The organism is Siphonobacter sp. SORGH_AS_1065, from assembly GCF_030818595.1.
GTDB lineage: Bacteria > Bacteroidota > Bacteroidia > Cytophagales > Spirosomataceae > Siphonobacter.
Genome location: NZ_JAUTAM010000006.1, coordinates 1 through 19549, shown reverse-complemented (window position 1 = coordinate 19549; position 19549 = coordinate 1). Strand labels below are relative to the sequence as shown.

16 protein-coding genes are annotated in these 19549 nt (G+C 41.7%); 11 read left to right on the top strand and 5 right to left on the bottom strand.

What is annotated here, in order from left to right:
- Window positions 1–2 precede the first annotated feature (2 nt).
- Window positions 3–740 (top strand): SDR family oxidoreductase, encoded by a 738-nt coding sequence (locus tag QE390_RS20875; RefSeq protein ID WP_307143667.1) that lies wholly within the window; start codon window positions 3–5, stop codon window positions 738–740.
- A gap of 225 nt (window positions 741–965) precedes the next feature.
- On the opposite strand, the gene QE390_RS20870 is transcribed toward QE390_RS20875, so the two are convergent.
- Window positions 966–1583: a DUF1349 domain-containing protein gene (locus QE390_RS20870; protein ID WP_307143666.1), complete on the bottom strand. Its 618-nt coding sequence runs from the start codon at window positions 1581–1583 to the stop codon at window positions 966–968.
- A gap of 347 nt (window positions 1584–1930) precedes the next feature.
- On the opposite strand from QE390_RS20870, the gene QE390_RS20865 reads away from it, so the two are divergent.
- Complete coding sequence (locus QE390_RS20865; RefSeq protein WP_307143665.1) at window positions 1931–3175, top strand: hypothetical protein; 1245 nt, start codon at window positions 1931–1933, stop codon at window positions 3173–3175.
- A 167-nt stretch (window positions 3176–3342) separates the two neighbouring features.
- On the top strand, window positions 3343–4404 hold the full coding sequence (locus QE390_RS20860) for a hypothetical protein (protein ID WP_307143664.1): 1062 nt from the start codon (window positions 3343–3345) through the stop codon (window positions 4402–4404).
- Window positions 4405–4488: 84 nt separating this feature from the next.
- Here QE390_RS20860 and QE390_RS20855 read toward each other — a convergent pair whose 3' ends face one another.
- The 3 genes from QE390_RS20855 to QE390_RS20845 all read right to left on the bottom strand — a co-directional run bounded on the left by QE390_RS20855 (window position 4489) and on the right by QE390_RS20845 (window position 7530).
- On the bottom strand, window positions 4489–5226 hold the full coding sequence (locus QE390_RS20855; RefSeq protein ID WP_307143663.1) for an SDR family oxidoreductase: 738 nt from the start codon (window positions 5224–5226) through the stop codon (window positions 4489–4491).
- Between the two features lie 72 nt (window positions 5227–5298).
- Window positions 5299–6171, bottom strand: a complete 873-nt coding sequence (locus QE390_RS20850; RefSeq protein ID WP_307143662.1) for an AraC family transcriptional regulator — start codon at window positions 6169–6171, stop codon at window positions 5299–5301.
- 138 nt (window positions 6172–6309) lie between these two features.
- Window positions 6310–7530 carry an enolase C-terminal domain-like protein gene (locus QE390_RS20845; RefSeq protein WP_307143661.1) on the bottom strand — a complete coding sequence of 407 codons (1221 nt, stop codon included), beginning with the start codon at window positions 7528–7530 and terminating at the stop codon, window positions 6310–6312.
- 1381 nt (window positions 7531–8911) lie between these two features.
- Between QE390_RS20845 and QE390_RS20840 the strand changes: the two genes are divergently transcribed.
- From QE390_RS20840 to QE390_RS20820, 5 genes are all read left to right on the top strand, one after another.
- Window positions 8912–9817 (top strand): DMT family transporter, encoded by a 906-nt coding sequence (locus QE390_RS20840; RefSeq protein WP_307143660.1) that lies wholly within the window; start codon window positions 8912–8914, stop codon window positions 9815–9817.
- Between the two features lie 172 nt (window positions 9818–9989).
- Entirely contained in the window at window positions 9990–10559 is a 570-nt protein-coding gene (locus QE390_RS20835) for a Crp/Fnr family transcriptional regulator (RefSeq protein ID WP_307143659.1), read from the top strand.
- A gap of 293 nt (window positions 10560–10852) precedes the next feature.
- Window positions 10853–12781 (top strand): adenylate/guanylate cyclase domain-containing protein, encoded by a 1929-nt coding sequence (locus QE390_RS20830; RefSeq protein WP_307143658.1) that lies wholly within the window; start codon window positions 10853–10855, stop codon window positions 12779–12781.
- Entirely contained in the window at window positions 12781–12882 is a 102-nt protein-coding gene (locus QE390_RS20825; RefSeq protein WP_307143657.1) for an adenylosuccinate synthetase, read from the top strand. Before QE390_RS20830 ends, QE390_RS20825 begins: the two co-directional genes overlap by 1 nt.
- Before the next feature lie 375 nt (window positions 12883–13257).
- Entirely contained in the window at window positions 13258–14361 is a 1104-nt protein-coding gene (locus QE390_RS20820; protein WP_307143656.1) for a hypothetical protein, read from the top strand.
- Between the two features lie 166 nt (window positions 14362–14527).
- Here the strand turns inward: QE390_RS20820 and QE390_RS20815 are convergent, their stop codons facing one another.
- Window positions 14528–15640, bottom strand: coding sequence for a Fic family protein (locus QE390_RS20815; RefSeq protein ID WP_307143655.1), 1113 nt, complete (start codon window positions 15638–15640; stop codon window positions 14528–14530).
- Window positions 15641–16461: 821 nt separating this feature from the next.
- Here QE390_RS20815 and QE390_RS20810 point away from each other — a divergent pair.
- From QE390_RS20810 to QE390_RS20800, 3 genes are all read left to right on the top strand, one after another.
- Window positions 16462–17130, top strand: coding sequence for an RNA polymerase sigma-70 factor (locus QE390_RS20810; RefSeq protein ID WP_307143654.1), 669 nt, complete (start codon window positions 16462–16464; stop codon window positions 17128–17130).
- A gap of 52 nt (window positions 17131–17182) precedes the next feature.
- Window positions 17183–18190 (top strand): FecR family protein, encoded by a 1008-nt coding sequence (locus tag QE390_RS20805; protein ID WP_307143653.1) that lies wholly within the window; start codon window positions 17183–17185, stop codon window positions 18188–18190.
- A gap of 18 nt (window positions 18191–18208) precedes the next feature.
- On the top strand, window positions 18209–19549 hold a 1341-nt coding region (locus tag QE390_RS20800; RefSeq protein ID WP_307143652.1), incomplete at its 3' end, for a carboxypeptidase-like regulatory domain-containing protein.

Here is a 19549-nt window from a genome sequence, read left to right as displayed (position 1 = left end):
ACATGAAGACAGCATTGATTACAGGAGCCAATAAAAGCATTGGCTTCGAAACAGCCCGACAACTACTGGAAAAAGGCTATTACGTTTATCTCGGAAGTCGCAATCTGGAAAAGGGTGAAGAAGCCGTAAGTCAACTTAAATCCGAAGGATTTACAAACCTTGAGGCTATCGCCATTGATGTGGACGACCTGCATTCGATCAAAACCGCCCGTCAGATTTTAGGTGAAAAGATTGCTAGCCTGGATGTACTGATTAACAACGCCGGCATCAGCGGTGGTTTCCCTCAAACGGCTAGCGAGGCTGATATTCAGACGTTCAGACAGGTTTTCGAAACCAATTTCTTCGGCATTATTGGGATGACTCAGTCCTTTCTCGACTTATTGCGACAGTCCCCTGAACCCCGGATTGTGAATGTAACTTCGGGTCTGGGTTCGTTAACGCTGCATAGTGACCCAAACTGGAAATATTACCATGTGAAAGGAGCCTGTTATACCTCTTCCAAAGCTGCCCTCAATGCGTATACCATCGTATTAGCGTACGAGTTACGGGACACTCCTTTCAAAGTGAATGCCGTTGATCCAGGATATACGGCCACGGATTTTAATCACCACAGTGGACCAGGCACGGTAAGTGATGCTGCAAAACGAGTGGTAAAGGCTGCAACTTTCGAAGCAGATGGTCCTACCGGGCAGTTTTTTAGTGATGATAACAATCCAGAAACGGGATTAAGCCCCTGGTAAATCTATTTGAGACTAATTCAGAAGTGTCCGGACCATTCTACTTGAATTACCCGAGCACTTCTGAATCTCCATCTTTCAGGAGGGATAAAATTCAAAAACATATTTTAACGTTACAATATCGTTATAATAATTTTTAAATTTATAGCTCTATCTTTTTCCTTATCGCTTTTCCATTTGATACTAGGCGTAATACCTCTATCGAAAGGTATCACGCCTATCCTTATCTCATTTCTGAGTCACTGCTTTCACAACGAAGTTTTCAAATACTACCGGAAAACTTTTCTTTCCCGGAGCAGCCGCTACCATACCAATCTGAGCTTTCACCTTTGGCGGAAAATAGGCCAGACGTAGCATTTCAAACTTTTGGTTATCAAAGGAATATTCAATTTGAACGTAATCGCCTTTACGAAGTAGTTTCAGGTAAATGCTCGGCGGACTGTCATGACGAGGTACAACCGACCAATCCGAAAACTCACGGGTTACGACGGCACTTACATTTTGCACGCCATCTACGTATTCAATACCGGTTTTAATCCAGTTTTTCGAATCAATCCGTACCATCAGTCCTGCCTGGTGAAAGAGTTCCTGATACTGACCGGATACTTTGACACTGGCTTCGAAGTCGCCGGAAACTTCCTGGTAATAAAAAGGCCCTGAATCTCTGATGAAATCGTAATGCGTGATTCGCCAGAAATCGGTGTTCGGTTCTACCGTTATGGTTAGTTTCTGAGCATCGCCATTCCAGGTTTTGGGGGTATTAAACCAGTGCATAACAGGTTGAGATTGAGCCGAGGCAGCGTAACAGAAAAGCACACAAGCCAGGCTAAGAAAGACTTTTTTCATTGATAAATGGATAACAAAAGAGCCAGGCGATAGGGCCTGAAGAAATTCTAAGACCTAGCAAAGCTAGACTGCTAAATCATATAGAGCGTTACTTTAAGACCATTTATTCCTGATCAAACGGCCTGCAATGCTCTTCAATCACTAGCCAATTCCCTTATTACCAGCCCATTAACTGTAGATTCATCACATCGACCTTTCATTAATAATTCAAATAATTTATCCCGCCTCTTTATAAAAAATTCTTCGCTACTGATTTGGAGATTCCAAAACACTTTTAACTTTGCAATACAAAGTACTTTCCATTAATCTACTAACTCATCTAGATACACGTCTCCATTTTTAAAACTATGAAATCAGAAATCATTGCTCATCTGGATGATCCCAATCATCTTGAAAAGCTGTATCGAACCAATAAAGCTGGCTTCAAACGAGAATTCAGTCTGCTTTACCCTGAGCTCAAAGGAAACTTACTCGCCGATAGCTGGAACGCCAGGCTTCATTACCAGGCCGAAGAAATCAACTGGGGCAGCAGTCGGGAATTACTTGGGGTTATTCTGGCCTGCCTGCTGGCCAGTGTCTTTGCTAAATTACCGGCCATTGCTTCTATTCAGGAAGAGCTATACTATTCGAGAAATATAGGGTTCATTGTTTTCCCTCTCCTGACCGCCTACTTCGCCTGGAAAAACCAGTTGCCAGCCATCAGAATAGCGATAGCTATTGTTTTGATGATGATTGCCCTGGTGTATATTAATCTGTTGCCTAATAATCCTCAAAGCGATACGCTAGTCTTGTCCTGCATTCATATGGTCTTATTTCTCTGGTCGATCTTAGGTTTTGCGTTTGTTGGGAAGAACTTGAACGATGCCGAAAGAAGGCTTAGTTATCTAAGGTACAATGGAGATTTACTGGTAATGACTGCCCTGATCCTGATTTCAGGCGGCATCATGACGGGTATAACGATCGGTTTATTTTCATTAATTAAGCTAGACATCACCTCATGGTATTTTAATTACGTAGTCGTAAGCGGACTGGCCTCGGTAACCCTTGTCGGCACCTACCTGACTCAAACGAATCCGCAGCTTGTTAGCAAAGTCTCACCCGTCATTGCCAAAATATTCAGTCCTCTGGTATTGGTTATGCTGGTTATATACCTTGGAGCGATCCTGTATACGGGCAAAGACCCTTACAACGACCGGGAATTTTTGATGGTTTTTAATGTCCTCTTGGTAGGCGTGATGGCCATCATCTTTTTCTCAATTGCGGAGACTTCTCAAACGTCAACCAGCCGCATACAACTCTGGGTTTTATTTCTATTATCTGTGGTTACGATTGTCATTAATGGAATTGCTTTATCTGCCATTCTGTTTCGCATTTCTTCCTGGGGAATAACGCCTAATCGCCTGGCTATATTAGGAGGTAATATTCTGATTCTGGTTCATTTATTTTTAGTAACCGCTCAGTTAGTAAAGGTAGTATTGAAACGGGATAGGCTGGAAAGCGTTGGAAAAGTCATTGCTTTTTATCTTCCCGTTTACACCGCATGGACGATTATCGTGACTTTTCTTTTTCCGATATTCTTTGGGTATAAATAATAGCGTACCTACCTAATAGGTTATACAATATACCGAGGTTATACTTTAACTAAACCCCTGATAATCGCCTCCCCTTTTACCCTCTTTTGATATTATTCACCAGATGAATAATATTAAAGGAGTAAGCTCTATTTTTTCAATTTCCTTCCACCTTCAATGCATTAACCATGAATACTTCCGCCCTCCCATTGCTTATCATAATAGGCTTTTTATTACTCTTACCACACGTTCAGGTACTCTACTGTATAGTTAGAATTTTTATGAGCAAGCCTGATCAACAACCGGTTGCGGGCTTATTATTAACTAAAGGACAAATAGGCTGGCTCCTCTTTCTAAAACTCGGGATGTATATTTACCTAAGAACATCAACCATTGAGGACGCCTCAGATTTCATTTTTGGTGTTCAGATATTATTTCCCCAAAGTGCCTTTCCTGTACTTGAATTTTTTACTAAAACTACGCTTACGCAAAAACCAATACCTGATGCTTTATTCATCAGTATTTTATTGGTAGTAGATTATACGGTTCTTTTCATTTGCTCTTCCATTCAACAACTCATTCAATACCGCACTTATGCAAGATCTTACTGGTTTTCCTGGCTTAAAGGAGTTGGAATAACTGCAGTTCTTACTGTAGTAGTAGTAATGGCCGATCTTTATATTAAAGGCTATTTTAAGCGAGAAAATTGCGGGGAAATCCACGCCCTTGAAATATCAGATATCAATCTTAATATAGGAACTTACATTCAAATAGACTGCTTTTCAGATAATTATAATGGCCTTAAACAATTAAATACGCTAAGAAAAAAAATTCAGAGAACTAAAAAAGCACTTTCTTTCGATTTTGGAATCGTTCCTAGAGGTACATTTGATCCTGAAGATGATGACTATCATGATATTCATAATAATTATATCTTTGCTAGTTATTTTTGCAATTCAAATTATACTAACTTAAAGATAAGTGGCATATTGTTTATTAACGACCAAGAACAGCTATCAGCTAAGCCTATTTATACTACTAGTAAAATTCGTACATGGATTACCTATAGAGAAGACTTTAATGATCTGAATCGGCGTTATTTACAACGTTTTATCAACACGGTAAGAAAAGACTTTGAAAAGAAAGACCATCGAAATTTTACATATCAACTGGTTAATCTTGATGGTTCTAAAAGGGTAAGTATCACTTATGATGAAGATCAGGGGCCGTTTTGGTTTGATTTTAAATAAAGTAGAATGAATGCTCCAACATGAGAAGTCAAGTTTCTGTGTATGGAGCATTCTCAAGCATTTCCTTACCAGCGACCCTTTACCTTACCACGGACAACTTGCCGGTTCGGGAAAGTACTCTTCGCTAACGTATTTTCCCGTAGGGCCATCCGGGCCGATTAGGGCATATTTGGCAATGCGTTTCCCGGCCTCTGCTGGCGTGCTTGTACCCTGATGACCCGTAAAATCGGTTTGCGTATAACCGGGGCAAACGGCGTTGACTTTGAAAGCCGTATTCCGAAGTTCATACGCCAAATTGATGGTGTACATGTTCAGAGCTGATTTGGAAGATTGATACACGGCGAGTTTATGGTCATAACTGCCACTGGCAGGGTCCGCAGCCAGTGAGAGCGAAGCCATGGCGGTACTTACATTAACAATGCGGGGCTGATTCGACTGCTGTAACAAATCAATAAACGCCTGTGTAACCCGTACTACGCCAAATACATTGGTATCGTATACGGTTTTGAATTGATCAATTGTGGCATTAAGGGCCGATTGTGGGAACCCACCGGAGATGCCGGCATTATTTACCAATACGTCCAGCACTTTTACTTTTTCCCCCAAACTTGCCCGGGCTGCTTTGACAGATTCCTCGTCGGTAACATCCAGTAGAATGGCTTCTACGTTCGTTATGCCCTCGGTCTTGAGCTGGTTTACGGCGGCCATTCCGTTTTCTAACTTCCGACTTCCCAAGTACACAAAGAACCCGTTTCGGACGAGTTCTTTCACTACTTCAAATCCAATGCCTTTGTTGGCTCCGGTAACTAATGCTGACTTCATTTCGTGAATCGTTATAATAAAGAACGAAGCAAAAGTAACCCGCTCACCAAGAGCCCGCATGGACAAATCTTCTCAAGTTGAGGACAAATCACGCAAGCCTTCCGAAAAATCGCTGACGCTTTTTCCGGTTTTCTTTTTGAAGAGTCTTGAGAAATAACTGGGGTCATTAAAGCCCAGATCATAGGCCAGTTCTTTCACCGAACGACTGGAATACTGCAATTGCCGCTGAGCTTCCAGAATCAATCGATTCGTGATCCATTCTTTCGGCGAAACTCCGGCGTTTTCCTTCACCAATGCATAAAGGCTACTCGTGGTCATTCCCATCTTTACTGCAATGGTATGAACGTCCTGCTGTTCGGTCAGGTGTGTTTCAACGATCAGCTTGAATTCTACGTATTTAGACGACCGGGTATTCGCCTGATGGCCCGTTCCTTCGAAATAGGCACTGTTATATTCCGTCAATAAGGCATTCAGATGAGCCAGCACAATTTCCGCCTTTGGGGGTTTTGCCGCCGTATGCAATAACTGAAATACATTAGTCTGAAGAGCCCTCACCCGTTGTCTGGCCTCTGGATCGAAGGTTATCACAGGGGTTTGAAGAGGGTTTAACAGAAAAGCATACGTCTGCGGAAGCAACGCCAAGGTATGTTCATCAAAACTGAGGTGGTAATGATGATTCGCCGGGCTGTGGACCGGATTCGTAAAAATCTGGTTCGGCAAGCCAAAGATCAACTGCCCGGCGGAGATGGTAATATCCTGCAAATCTATGGTATACGTCTCAGATCCCTGATCGATATACACAAAGTAATAGAAGGAGAGCTTATGCGGTTGCTGCAATTTCCCTAACACCTCTTCCGGCAGGGCAATCCTGCAATTTTCATTAATCATCAATGGCAACTTGTCGTGATGCCAGAGTGGGTCGAGTAATCCTTTGGTTTCCTGCACGGCTACTTTTTTCTACCCAACCCTAATAAGACTAAAAAGAATCATTACTGCTTCATTTTTCATGGTTAAAGCTGGGTCACAAACGTAACTATCCGGCGACCCAGCTTTTCAAATCATTACCAAAAGATTAAAAATACCTCAGACTTTTTTCAGTAAAGTCATTCCGAAACCAGGGTCTGGCGAAGGCACGAATTGGCCCTTCTTGATGGTATACTTCCCAAAATCAATAGCTTCGCAAGTAGCCGGAACGCCCTCAATCGTTACCGTATTACCCAATGCTCCCGCCAGATGTGCACAGTAATACGATTTCAATAACTCTCCAAAGGCGTGAGGCGAAGCTAGAATGCCCCTACTCTTCAACTCAGGCATCAGTTTCCGCCAGGGAGTAAATCCATAACCAATCATGTCGGTCAGGTGAACATCAATGAGCTTCCTGTCTTCCAGTTCCCGCAACAACTCTTGCCGGGGATCAGCTTCACCGTCAGCAAGCAGCATTTTGGGCTTATTATCTTTTGTCCAGGCTCGCAGTTTCTGGTAATCCGCCACGGTTTCGGCAAAAGGTTCTTCCATCCAGAACAGCGGAATATCGCCGATACCTTTCAGGTAAGCAATCGTCGTATCGACGGTATATCCATCGTTGGCATCTACCAGAATCTCCACATCAGGAAAGGTTTTCGCCACCAGTTTAGTTACTTCAATATCCCGCTTCAATCCTTCTTCTTTGGGCATCCAAATATTACCCCGGCCTATTTTAAGTTTGAGTTGTCGGTATCCCAGTTCATAATCGTGTCGACAGTTTTCAAGAAGTCGGTCCAAACCATCTGCCGTGGTTTTTACGGGGCCTTCTTTGGGTTCCAGCTCATCGAAGTAGATCATACCGCTGTAGCATTTCGTCAGAATAGGCTTTTTCTGACCCATCAATTCATACACGGGCTTGTTCAAAATTACCCCCGCCAGATCGTGCAGAGGAACATCGAAACCCAGTGCTTTGGAGTCGGTTACTCCTAAAGAGGGCTGAAAAACCTCCGAAACCCGCTTTCCTTTCAGATAAGCGATGGCTTCGGCATTTCTACTCCCGTGCATGCCCCAGCCTTTAGCTCCCTGGTCGGTAGTCAATACACAAACGCTTACTTTTGGCCCATACCCATGAATATCCCGACGGCCATTTTTACCCACAAAGCGGGGCCATTTGAGCTGTACGTCGGTGTAACTAATGTCAGCGATTGTATGAGAAGCCAGCTCCCCGGCCTTCGATGTATGCAGAAGGTAATCGGCTGCGGAAGCTGACAAAGAGGTACCAACGGCAGTAGCCGAAAGGGTACCTTTGGCTAGCTGGTGCATAAACAGTCTTCTATTCATAGTATTTCTGGTTTAGAGTAAAACCGTGGCTAAACCCCTGTAAGACAAAGCCTAACGATCTTTAGAAGATAAAGTAGCATCGCTACGAAATAAACTCACTACTGGTGATTTATTTAACTATTCCTAAAGAGAGCTTTTCAAATAAAATAAAAGAGACCATACGTTTGTCTCTCTTCATTCGGGAAGATTATTGGGCGGAATTACTTTACACCCCAATCTGTCGTCCAGAGCGTAGCGAAGAATCTACTTGACATTGCAAACTTTCTTGCCCTCGGCCCCCCCCTCCCACCGCAGTCGCTCGGCTCTAGTCGAGTGACCACCTAACTCTAGGCCTCTGGCCGGTAGGATGCAAACCCGTAGCGGGCCATAGACGTACCAGACTATAGTATCACTCGGGAGCGACTGTAAGGGAATCTATAATGTATAACGTAGCTTTAACCCAAACTTTTGGTTTTAAAAGGGTAGAGACGCGACTTCATCGCGGCTGGTCGGAACATGAAAAGAACCCCACCATGGCTGGTGTCTCACCAGCCATATGGTACGCAAACAGTGGTTGGTGAGACACCAACCACTGCGTAAAGGGAAATGGAAGTCATACAGAGGTAACAAAACCGCCTCTTACCCAGACGCGATAAAGTCGCGTCTCTACTTGGGGATCTGCGATGTACGAGTTTTAATCAAGGATTTTGGTTTAACTAACTAAGACTACGCTCTTTCGGATTTGTAATCCGAAAGCCCTCTGTAAGGGATTTATAATCCCTAAAGTAACGCTGACCGCCTCTTACCTAAGACGCGACTTCATCGCCTCTCTACGGGGAACTCATGATGTATGTGGCTTAATAAAGAACCAACTGCTGCGAGATTCCCTCTCGTTCCTACCAAGCGGCAGGTTCCCACCTGCCGTTATGGCCTCCGAGCCTATCAAGCAAAAGAACTTACTAAAGGTGGGGACTTACCCAAGTTAATAACTTCGTCCCATCCCACCGAAGGTCTCTCCCTACGTTCGAGATGACAGGCAGGAGCATTGGTTTACCCCTCAATTTGTCATCCAGAGCGAAGCGAAGGACCTTACTTAGGATTGAATAACACTTTCTGACTCCCTACCAGTTTCCTCTTCTGTTCAAGCATGTTTTTTCCGCAATTCGCTATCTTGCCGTTTTAAACACCCGTATACATGAATCCTCGTCTTCACGCTTCTCTCATTTCGCCCCAGTTGCGTAAAGCTTGACCACTGAATTTGTCTTTTGCTTACGGGCAAACGGATTTGAAGTGTCCTATTTTCATTCATTCAGCTTGTTGAGCCAGATGTCGTTTGGGCATCTTATTACTAATGCTTCGCGTTAGCCTTACTTACCGTTTAATAGTATTGGATGAATCTCTCATGAAAAAAGCTTTCATCAAGCTCCATATTTCGATTATTCTGGCTGGATTTACCGGCATTTTTGGCAAATTGATTACGTTAAATGAAGGCTTACTGGCCTGGTATAGAATCGCTTTGGCTGGTTTATTCCTTTTAATTATTCTTTCGATTACTAGAAAACTTCAGGCCATTTCCCTTCGGCAAGCGGCACCTTTTGCTTTGGCTGGTTTTTTTATTGGCATGCACTGGATTTTCTTCTACGGAAGTATCAAATACGCCAATATTTCAGTCGGTGTCGTCTGCTTTTCTTTAACGGGGTTTTTCACAGCAATCGTTGCTCCGCTGATCAATAAGCAAAAATTTTCATGGTCTGAACTAAGTCTGAGCTTATTAACGCTAGCGGGTATTATTCTGATTTTCAGCTTTGACACCCGATACCGGCTGGGCATTTTTCTGGGTTTTATTTCTTCGCTGCTTGCTTCATTATTTACCATTAGTAATGAACGACTGGCTCGAAAACATCCGAGCGAAACGGTACTGGTCTATTCCATGCTGGGAGGAGCCGTCTCACTAATTCCCGTTCTGGTCATCTATTGCTATTGGTTTCCAAGCATTTCCCTGATTCCCAGCTTTCAGGATTTGGGCTATTTAATGATTCTGGTCGTTTTTTGTACGGTACTCTTATACCTACTCCAAACGCAGGTATTACGCCAGCTTTCGGCTTTTACCGTTAACTTAAGTTTGAATCTTGAACCCGTTTATACCATTATCCTTGCCATTTTGTTGTATGAAGAAGACCGCGAGTTAAGTCCAGCCTTTTACACAGGCTTAGGTCTGATTATGCTATCGGTTTTACTTCAAATGTTACTAGTGATTCGGGCCAACAAAAAAGCCCAAAAGCAGGTAATGAATGAACAGTTAGAATGAATTTGAACTATGATCGGGCAGGGGTAGGAAGTACGTCATTTCTCAATCCTGCCCGATCATAGTGCCTATTGGTTTGTATTTCAATTAGTTAAATCAATATCTATTTCCTTTTAGGTCTTATCTTACGTAAGGCTTATGGGGTGATCCGGCTTCTATCTCCTAATTTTGAGCTATGCAGGAACTCATTACGTATTTACTTCAATTCGGTTATCTGGATGTCCCCCAATGCGAACTGATTTTATCCAAAGCCCGATGGAAGTCGGTAGCGAAGGGAGCTTACTTTTCTGAAGCGGGGAAAATTTCCAGAGAAATTGGATACGTAACCGACGGCGTTTTCAGGGTTTGCTATTACGACAAAACGGGCGACGGGTTCACCCGATACTTTGTCTACGAAAATCGTTTTGTGGTGGATATGAATAGTTTTCGGGATGAGCTTCCTTCCGCCGAATACATTGAAGCCGTTACCGACTGTCAGGTGTTAGCTTTTTCAAAGGAAGACTTTACTGAGCTTTCAAGCGTCATCCCCGGCTGGCATGACATCTTCTTTAAAATTACTTCTTACGTACTTGAAAACAAATTGCGTTACACCAGTAATATGCTGGTTCAGGACGCCCAAACCCGTTACCTGCATTTTCTCGAACACTATCCCGGACTATCCAATCGAGTTCCTTTAAGCATGCTGGCCTCTTACCTCGGCATCACGCCTTCCTCCCTGAGTCGCATCCGAAAAAGCATTCGCTAATTCATTAGTTGGCAAAGAAAAACCGTGGTTAGTTCTGATTACCAAACAATTAATTGGTTTCAGGGCAGGCTTAATGCAGATCATACACTGGAATTTGAAGGAAAGAAATTTGTTTTGAACACAAATAAGCTAGCCTAAAAATTACTATTGGGTATTGAATCAGGAACCAAGCTTACAAAACTGGATCAAATTCACGGTTGAGATCTAAAAGATCAGAAGATTTGAGCCTAACTTACGGGACAATAGGACTACTTTGCCATCTTCAACACTTTATCATTGTAAGTGACCTAACCGTGAAATCTATCTTTCTGCTAGTTGTCTTCATTATTCTTTTTACTGAAAATCTTTTTGCACAGCATCCTACTCCCACAAATCAGCCGAACCAAGTCCAGGCAGAAAGTTTAGTTAAGATGGGAGAGCAAAAAATGAATGTGGGGTCTTATGCTGCTGCGATTCCGTATTTTGAAAAAAGCTTGCATCTGTATGAGAGCTTACGATTACCTGATGAAGCAGGTAATAGCTTAAAACAAATTGCTTTGGCCTATTATTATCAGGGGAACTACACAAAAGCTCTGGAATTCTTCCAAAAGAGTAGATACTCCTATCAGAAAGCGAAGAATAAGGTAGGAGAATCTAAGATCTTAAACAATATAGGAGCGGTATATTACTATCTGGGTAATAAACTCAAAGCTCTTGAACTTTATAAACAGGCCATCGAGGTACAAAAAGAAGTAGGCGATCGAAAGATCTTTGCTGCCACTACTCAGAACATCGGAGGAATTTACGTTTCTATTAAAGATTATAAAAATGGCATGGCTTATTTTCAGCAAGCCCTGAAGTTACAGCTAGAATTAAAAGATTCTGCATCATTATCCCAAACGCTAAACGGGATCGGCGAGATTTATTCCAGACAGTATAACTACTTAGAGGCTTTCCGATACCTTAATCAGTCGTTAGCGATTGCTAATAAACTGGATAACAAGGTGAAGCAATTAGAAGTTTTGCACAGTCTAGGTGAGTTATTTAATCATCAGAAAAAGTACGCACAAGCTCTTTATTACTATCAATCGTCCTTAGCTATTTCTCAAAAAATCAACAATTTACAGTACTTGAGTAACTCCAAAATTGCTCTGGGAGATGTATTTAATAAAACAGGTCAAAGCTCAGAAGCCATTAAATCATGTCACGAAGGCCTCATTACAGCTGAGAAACTAGGCTCTGTTACCCTCAAGAGAGAAGCCTGTGATTGCCTTTATAAGTCTTATAAATCAATTGGAAACTCCGTTTTAGCTCTTCGTTTTTATGAAAAAGCCACAATTTATAAAGATAGTTTACGATCTGAAGAAATTGCGAGCCAGGCCCAGAGCATGGAATTCCAAAAGCAACAACTTGCCGACAGTATTACTCACGCCCGTAAGGAATACGTTATTCAACAAAAGCATAAAGAAGAAGTACGAAAAAAAGAACAGCAACGCAACTACATTTTCGTTTCGCTAGGCTTTCTTTCCATTGTTGCTATAGGTTTGTGGAGTCGCCTGAACTATGTAAGGAGATCAAAGAAAATTCTGCAAAAAGAGAAAGATCGCTCTGAGAATTTATTACTTAATATTTTGCCTAAAGAGATCGCCGATGAGTTAATGGAAAAAGGTAGCGTAGAAGCCCAGAATTTTAGTTCCGTAGCTATTCTGTTTAGTGATTTTAAGTCTTTTACCCAAACGGCGGAAAAGATGTCGCCTCAAAGTCTGGTAGAAGAGCTGAACGTTTGTTTTAAAGCCTTTGATTTAATCGTTGAAAAATATAAAATCGAGAAAATCAAGACCATTGGTGATGCCTACATGGCAGCGGGCGGACTTCCTAACCCCGATCAGCAAGCGGCATGGAATACTGTTTGTGCTGCCCTAGAAATGCAGGATTTCATTACCCGCAGAAAAATAGATCATCAATTCAGCAATAACCCTACTTTTGAAATGCGGGTGGGTATTCACAGTGGCCCGGTAGTGGCGGGCGTTGTCGGAGTCAAAAAATTTCAATATGATGTATGGGGCGATACCGTAAACACGGCTAGCCGAATTGAAAGCAATGGAGAACCCGGAAAAGTGAATGTCAGCGAAACGATTTATAACTTATTAAAGGATGATCCTACCTTCTTGTTTGACTATCGCGGAATAATTAATGCCAAAGGCAAAGGAGATATTAAGATGTACTTTGTCAAAAAGGCCTAATGAAACGAAATTATATTCAGTTTCTGGAAAATGAATTACAGGTTCCCATCACCTACATTTCTGTAGGACCAGATCGAAACCAGACGCTTTTGAATCAGTAGTTGATGAGAATTTCTTAATGTGCTTCGTGAGAGAAAGGAATATAATTTTAATCTGTTCTGCGTATTGAATTTTTATTTATTACTTCTAAATCTATAATAATCAGATATATATGATTATTATAGACAGAATATTCATATGGGTATTTTAATGTTCTCTTGAGTATCTAACTTTAAATCATTTATTCTAATAATAGCCATAGTCGTATAATATTGAATTTCAGAATATGCTTACTGTAATAAATTTTTTTATTATAAATTACCTATAAATAGGCATTTAAACAACAAACTTTATATACTTACTTGCAGTGTCACTTTTTAGTAAATATCACCCTTCTTAAGTATTTCACTATTAAAACTTGATAACACTGTAATAACATGGTAAAATCACTATTTCTCTTTTTGCTATTATTTCCAATAATTGCTAAATCTCAAGAAGTTCCAATTGAAGGAAACAATGCTACTGATTCATTAATTGTACTAAAAAGTTATTTAACAAAAGTGCAAAGTGCATACGATAATATCAAAGAACTATCAAAAAGTATTCCAGCCGCTGGAGAAGCTCACAGACAGCAAATAGCTTCAACAATGGAAAACATTAAAAAAAGACAACTTGAGTCTGTTAAAATATGTGCTATATTTAATACATTATTTGCATCAGGATCATCAAATGTAGATATTATCTTAGCGTCATTAAATACTGGGATTACATTAGGAAAAATGACTACTCCTTTTGTTGCCCCGACCTTCAGGAATAGTTATGACAATTGGATTGGGAAATGGGGTAAATATTTGCCTTCTATAGCCTTACCACTAGCTTCTATGTTCTCAAAAAATGAAAATTTCAAAGTTGCAAGTGTATCCGTTGGAATGAGTCTTACAGCATTAATTAATATACTTTCTAGGTCTGATAAAGATAGAAACAAAGATGTAACACAAGCTTTTACTAATGTCACTGAAACAATAGATCTATTCGATTTTAATAGAGCTGTTTATGGAGATATAGAAAAACTACAAACAGTAATAAAATCTGTAATTTCTGCAGATAGCACTTTATCAAAAGATTATAATACTTTTTTTGATGAAAACAAAGATCTTTTTACTAAAACAGATTCTGATTTAGTAGCGGACTCTAGATATACTAATTTTATTGAAAAATCTAGACCCTTAATGGACAGATTTCAATCTAAATTAATTAGAATAAACTATGTATTAGATTATGCAGAAGGAATGATAAAATCATATGAGATTCGGTCAAATTACATTAACAATCAACCTATACCAACTTCAACATATTTAGAATCTTATTCATCTATTAAAAAAGACACCTATAATGCAATTAATGACTTAAATAAAATTTTCAAAGACAATAAAGAAAGATGGAATTCTCTACAAAGCAGATACTATAAGTTAACCCCTTCTGATACAAAGAAACTAGAATTATTCAGTGATTTGGAAGAAATAAAGAAAACGCTTCAATAAACATAATAATAACTTATCATTAAACTGTTTTTATAACAGTTTAATGATAAGTTATTATTATCCTAAAACCAAACTTCACTTCTTTTTTTCTTGATTAACTTTCCGTATAAGAGTAACGTCTTTCTCCTTTGTGAAACGTGGTGGCTTTGTGCCTTAGTGGCAAATTTTAACTCTCTAAAATACGAATTAAGTCTTCATTTACGTAAAACAATTCCTTTCCATCCTTCGACGGACTCAGGATTCGGGCGGCTACCAGCTCTTTAAAATACTTGGTCAGTGTCGTTCGTGAAGTAATACCGAGCTGCTCTCCGATGAGAGCGGGTTTGACATACGGCTGACTGAAAATCAATTCATTTACTTCTTTATTGTACCACTTCATCAGACTTTTTCCATGAACCCATGTAGACTCCATCTGGGTTAGAATCTGATCAATTAACTGGCTTGTCAACTGGGCCGTTTTTTCGACGGCATCCAGTAAAAATAAAATCCACTGTTTCCAGCTTCCTCGCTGCGTAACTACGCCCAGATTGTAGTAATAATCATCTTTGTGAACAATGATGTACTTGGATAAATATAGAACGGGCTGGTCCAGCAAACCTGCATTGACCAGATAGAGTAAATTTAGAATTCGTCCGGTGCGACCATTTCCATCCGTAAAAGGGTGAATCGCTTCAAATTGGTAATGAGCGATGCACATTTTCAGCAGGGGATCCGTCGGGTATTTTTCTTCATCGTTGAGATACGCCAGTAAGTTATCCATGAGTTTTTCTACAATACCATTGCCCCGCGGCGGAGTATAGATGACTTCACCCGCTCTGAACTCACTTTGCCCACGTTTAATAATCGTTAACGATGCCGGAGAGCGTAGCTCCGCCGAAGAGCGTTTGATCTGTCTGAAAATACCAATTATGCCTTCCAGATCGATTCGCCGGGTTTGCTGGATTAGATGGTAACCGGCCCACAAAGCCTCCCGGTACCGGAGCACTTCCTTGGTAGATGCATTCGCCTTTTCTTCCTGAACCGTATCCGAAACGGCCCGGTAGAGTTCATCTTCGGTGGTAAAGATATTTTCAATGGCTGTCGAAGCTTTGGCCTCCTGAAGAGCAATGGTGTTAATCAGCATCAGGGGATTGGGTAGCCGCTGAATGCTACTGTTAACGGACGCCAATGCCCTAGAGGCTACTACCAGTTTTTTTAAAATGTCTACGTCATTCTCAATACTGGGATCAGGCGGTAAAAGTGGAAGATCATTATAGGGTTTGTTCCGATCGTAAGCCATCTTTTATGTTCACTTTTTTTGTTTTTCTGAACAGATAGCAAATTTAGTTCATAAATTGAACAGATTCGTTGAATATGTCCAATTTTAGCCCAAAAATGAACAGATAAGCTATTAGGGTACCGCTAATGAACAGACTGGAGTTATATGTTCATTTCTTTACAATAAAATGAACATATAATAAGACTTGTTATGCTTGCTCAGTAATGATCAGAAGCTGATTACGTAATGTTTTTGTTAACGTTCCCACATCACCTGCATCCGAAAAAGCAGAATGATTTCAATAAACGCATTCGAACAATAGCGGTTTTCACATTCCAAGCTCTATAACCTCGCCGAGCCAAAAATCAAATAGAAGTAATTATAAGTGAAGCAGAAGCAACCCTAAAAACATATAACTATTCTAATATGATAGAAATGGGCAAAGACTGCTATGAAAGATAATGTAATGGTACTTAGTAAGGTCCAAATAGCACTATTAAGCTCCGAAGACGGGCCATTTGGTTAGTTTAGGGCCATTGATTCAACCTTATCATTCTCTTATGACTAACTACTATTGCTAAATAAAATACAGGTAGTACCTATAAATGGTTATGGAATCTATTGGCATCTTCCGTTAATACTTCAATTAAATTCTCTTTTTAGGGATCTAAAAGCTTACTTTTACCTGATATTCAGTCCAATCATCGTTGAGTATTTAACTATTGGAAGACGGGTTAAAAAAAATTATAAAAAATATCCTGTTTGGCTTAAGGGATTTTTGAGGCCATTGTGTCTTCCCACTGAATTGTCTCTGTAAGGCATATCTATCCTAATATAAACTCATGCAGTTAGCTAGCAACTGGAACCCTTTTTCAACAACTGAACACGCCTCATCGGCTGATGATTCAGAGAATGAATCGTTGTTGAAGAGCTCTGACCAGGAGCTATTCGTTCGGAAAACCTTTGAGACCAATCCTAAGCTAGGCTGTGAGATGCTCTTCCGTCGCCACTACGTGGAGTTATGCAGTCATGCCGTGCGTTTCGTAGGTTCGAAGTCCGTTGCTGAAGATTTAGTTGCTGATATTTTCTGTCAGTTTTACGAAAATCAGGTTTTCTCCAGCATCACCAGTTCGTACCGGGCTTACCTTTTCAAGACGGTACGCAATCGGGCTTACAATTACATCCGGCAGTCTTTTCAGCGGGATGTTCCCATTGAGGAAGCGGAGTTTTTCACGAGCGAACACACGCAACAGCCGGATGCACTGACGCAGTATGATGAATTATACCAGGATGTGGAAAAAGCCATCGAGTCATTACCCGTTCAGAGACGAAGAATTTATTTAATGTGTCGGTTTGAAGGAAGAAGACAGGCCGAAATTGCCAGCGAACTCGGGCTGTCGGTACGTACCGTGGAGGTTCAGATTCGGCTGGCCAATCAGACTATTCGGCAAATGTTAAAGTCCCGCTGGTTCACCGTATTGTCAGGGTTACTTTTTCATTTTTTCGCCTAATTGTTCTGATTCTGCCCTCTAAGCTTTCTTCTTACCTAACTGAATTTCAGCGATGAACCCACTCATCAATAAACAACTCATTTTCGAATTTTTATCGGGCAATGCTACGGTTTTGCAGCGAAAGCAAATCGATGAATGGAGTCAGGAACCGCAAAACGAAGAATTATTTTATGAATGGTTGCAGGAATGGGAACGAACCCACCTTCAATACCAAGCCGACCGCGATAAAGCATTTGAGCAGTACCAGGAATTTTTACACCACAACCAGCGTCCCAGGCAAGTAAGTCAGGAAACTTCCTTTTTTCGTCGCTGGAACCTCCACCGGAACTGGCTTTTTTCATCGGCTGCGGCTTCTGTTATCCTTATCATAGGTTGCTATTACCTGGGTCCTCAATTATTAAAACAAACCTACCGAACCAATTTTGGACAGACCCAGGTAGTGACCCTTCCCGACGGAAGCCAGGTAACGCTGAATGCCAATTCAACCCTGAAAGTCCCCCTATTTGGTTTTACCAGCCACCGTCAGGTTTGGCTCGAAGGCGAAGCTCTATTTTCGGTTCAACACACGGCAACGAACGAACAATTCGTCGTAAAAACCAGCCGGGGTGCCGATGTGGTAGTCTTGGGAACGGAGTTCAATTTATACAGTCGTGCCCGCGGCACGGAAGTCGCTTTACACCGGGGAAAGGTTGAATTTCATTACCATAAATCAGGTAAAGTCGCGGCTCCCTTAACCCTTAAGCCGGGCGATCTGGTGAATGTCAGTCCCAGTGGAAAAGCTCAGTTGAAAAAAGCAGAACAATCGAGACATTTTTCCGCCTGGCGTGATGGCCGTTATGTTTTCAAGGAGACTTCCTTACGAGAGCTCACGTACCTTTTTGAAGAGAATTTTGGGATTACCCTAGTGATTCCCGAACCCGAAACTGCTGCCTTAACCCTTTCGGGGACGTACCCTACAGAGAATGCTGAAGAATTACTAAGTATCATTGCCGAAGTATTGAATTTACGTATCATTCGTCATAACAAACAGGTCTTTTTACAATCTACTTCTATCACATAATCCCTCTCTTTTACCATTATGTCCTTCTTTTTTACTAGCCTACATACATGGGGGCTGGTGGCTTGCCTGACTATACCCGGTCAGCCCGCTAGTCCTATGCTTTTGCCAGAAGAATCAGGGTCTCCTGTTCAGCTCAGAGGCAACGTTCGAAAGCTGAGTGAAGTACTTCACGAACTGAAAGAACGCTTCGGAGTAGACATCCTTTTTGGCGATCAGTTGGTACAGGGATTAACAGTGCCTAATTCTGCACTTGATCCGAAAGCGAGTCTGGAAGAAAACCTGAAACGCGTGCTCCGCAATTCCGGGCTTCATTTCCGCAAAGCCAAAGACGGTGCCTATCTCATTGTGGGTCAGCGGCTGGATAAAACGCCCGGACCGCAAACTTCGAACAGTCTGCTGGTTCAGAATACCAGCGTAATTGCTACGGAAAGTAAACCTCTGGTGGTAGACCAAACCATCACGGGGAAGGTAACGGATGAAAAAGGCGAAGCCCTTCCCGGAGTTAACGTTCTTTTGAAGGGCAGTACCCGGGGAACCACCACGGACACAGAGGGTAACTTCAAGTTCGTCATTCCTGAAAATGCGGATAACGTACTGGTTTTCTCGCTGGTAGGTTACGTTAGTCAGGAAGTAACGGTAGGTAACCGCACAAAAGTGGACCTCCAGCTTCAGCAGGACATTAAAAGCCTGGACGAAGTAGTGGTCATTGGTTACGGAGCCATCAAGAAAACAGACGTAACGGGGTCGGTAGCTTCCATAGATTCCAAAAGCATTGAAAAGGTAAACCGCGTAGATGCAGCTTCGGCCATTCAGGGACAAATTCCCGGCGTAATGGTGCAACGCACGGATAACAAACCCGGCAGCGGCGGCTTTAACATTCGGATTCGTGGAGCCAGTACCATCCACACTACTGAAACCGCAGCCAACGCGGGCTATACTCCCGGACAAAACCCCCTGTTTATTGTCGATGGTATTTTCGTGAATGATATCTCTTTCCTGAACCCCGCCGATATTGACCGGATGGATGTCCTGAAAGATGCTTCTGCCACGGCTATTTACGGTTCGCGGGGAACCAACGGGGTTGTAATCATTCAAACCAAAAAAGGACAAAGTGGTAAACTAACCGTTCGTTACAACAACTACGTTGGCTCCAAACAAGTCTATCACCTACCACCTATCTATGACACCAATGGTTACGTTGAATTCCTGAAAGATGTCGTGGTGGGTAATAAATATGCTTCTGGGAACTACAACTTCACCCGGAATGACGTTCGTTTATCCGACTACCTGAATCAGGAAGAACTGGATAATGTGGCTGCGGGGGTAAGTACAAACTGGATTGATCTGATCAAACGCAAC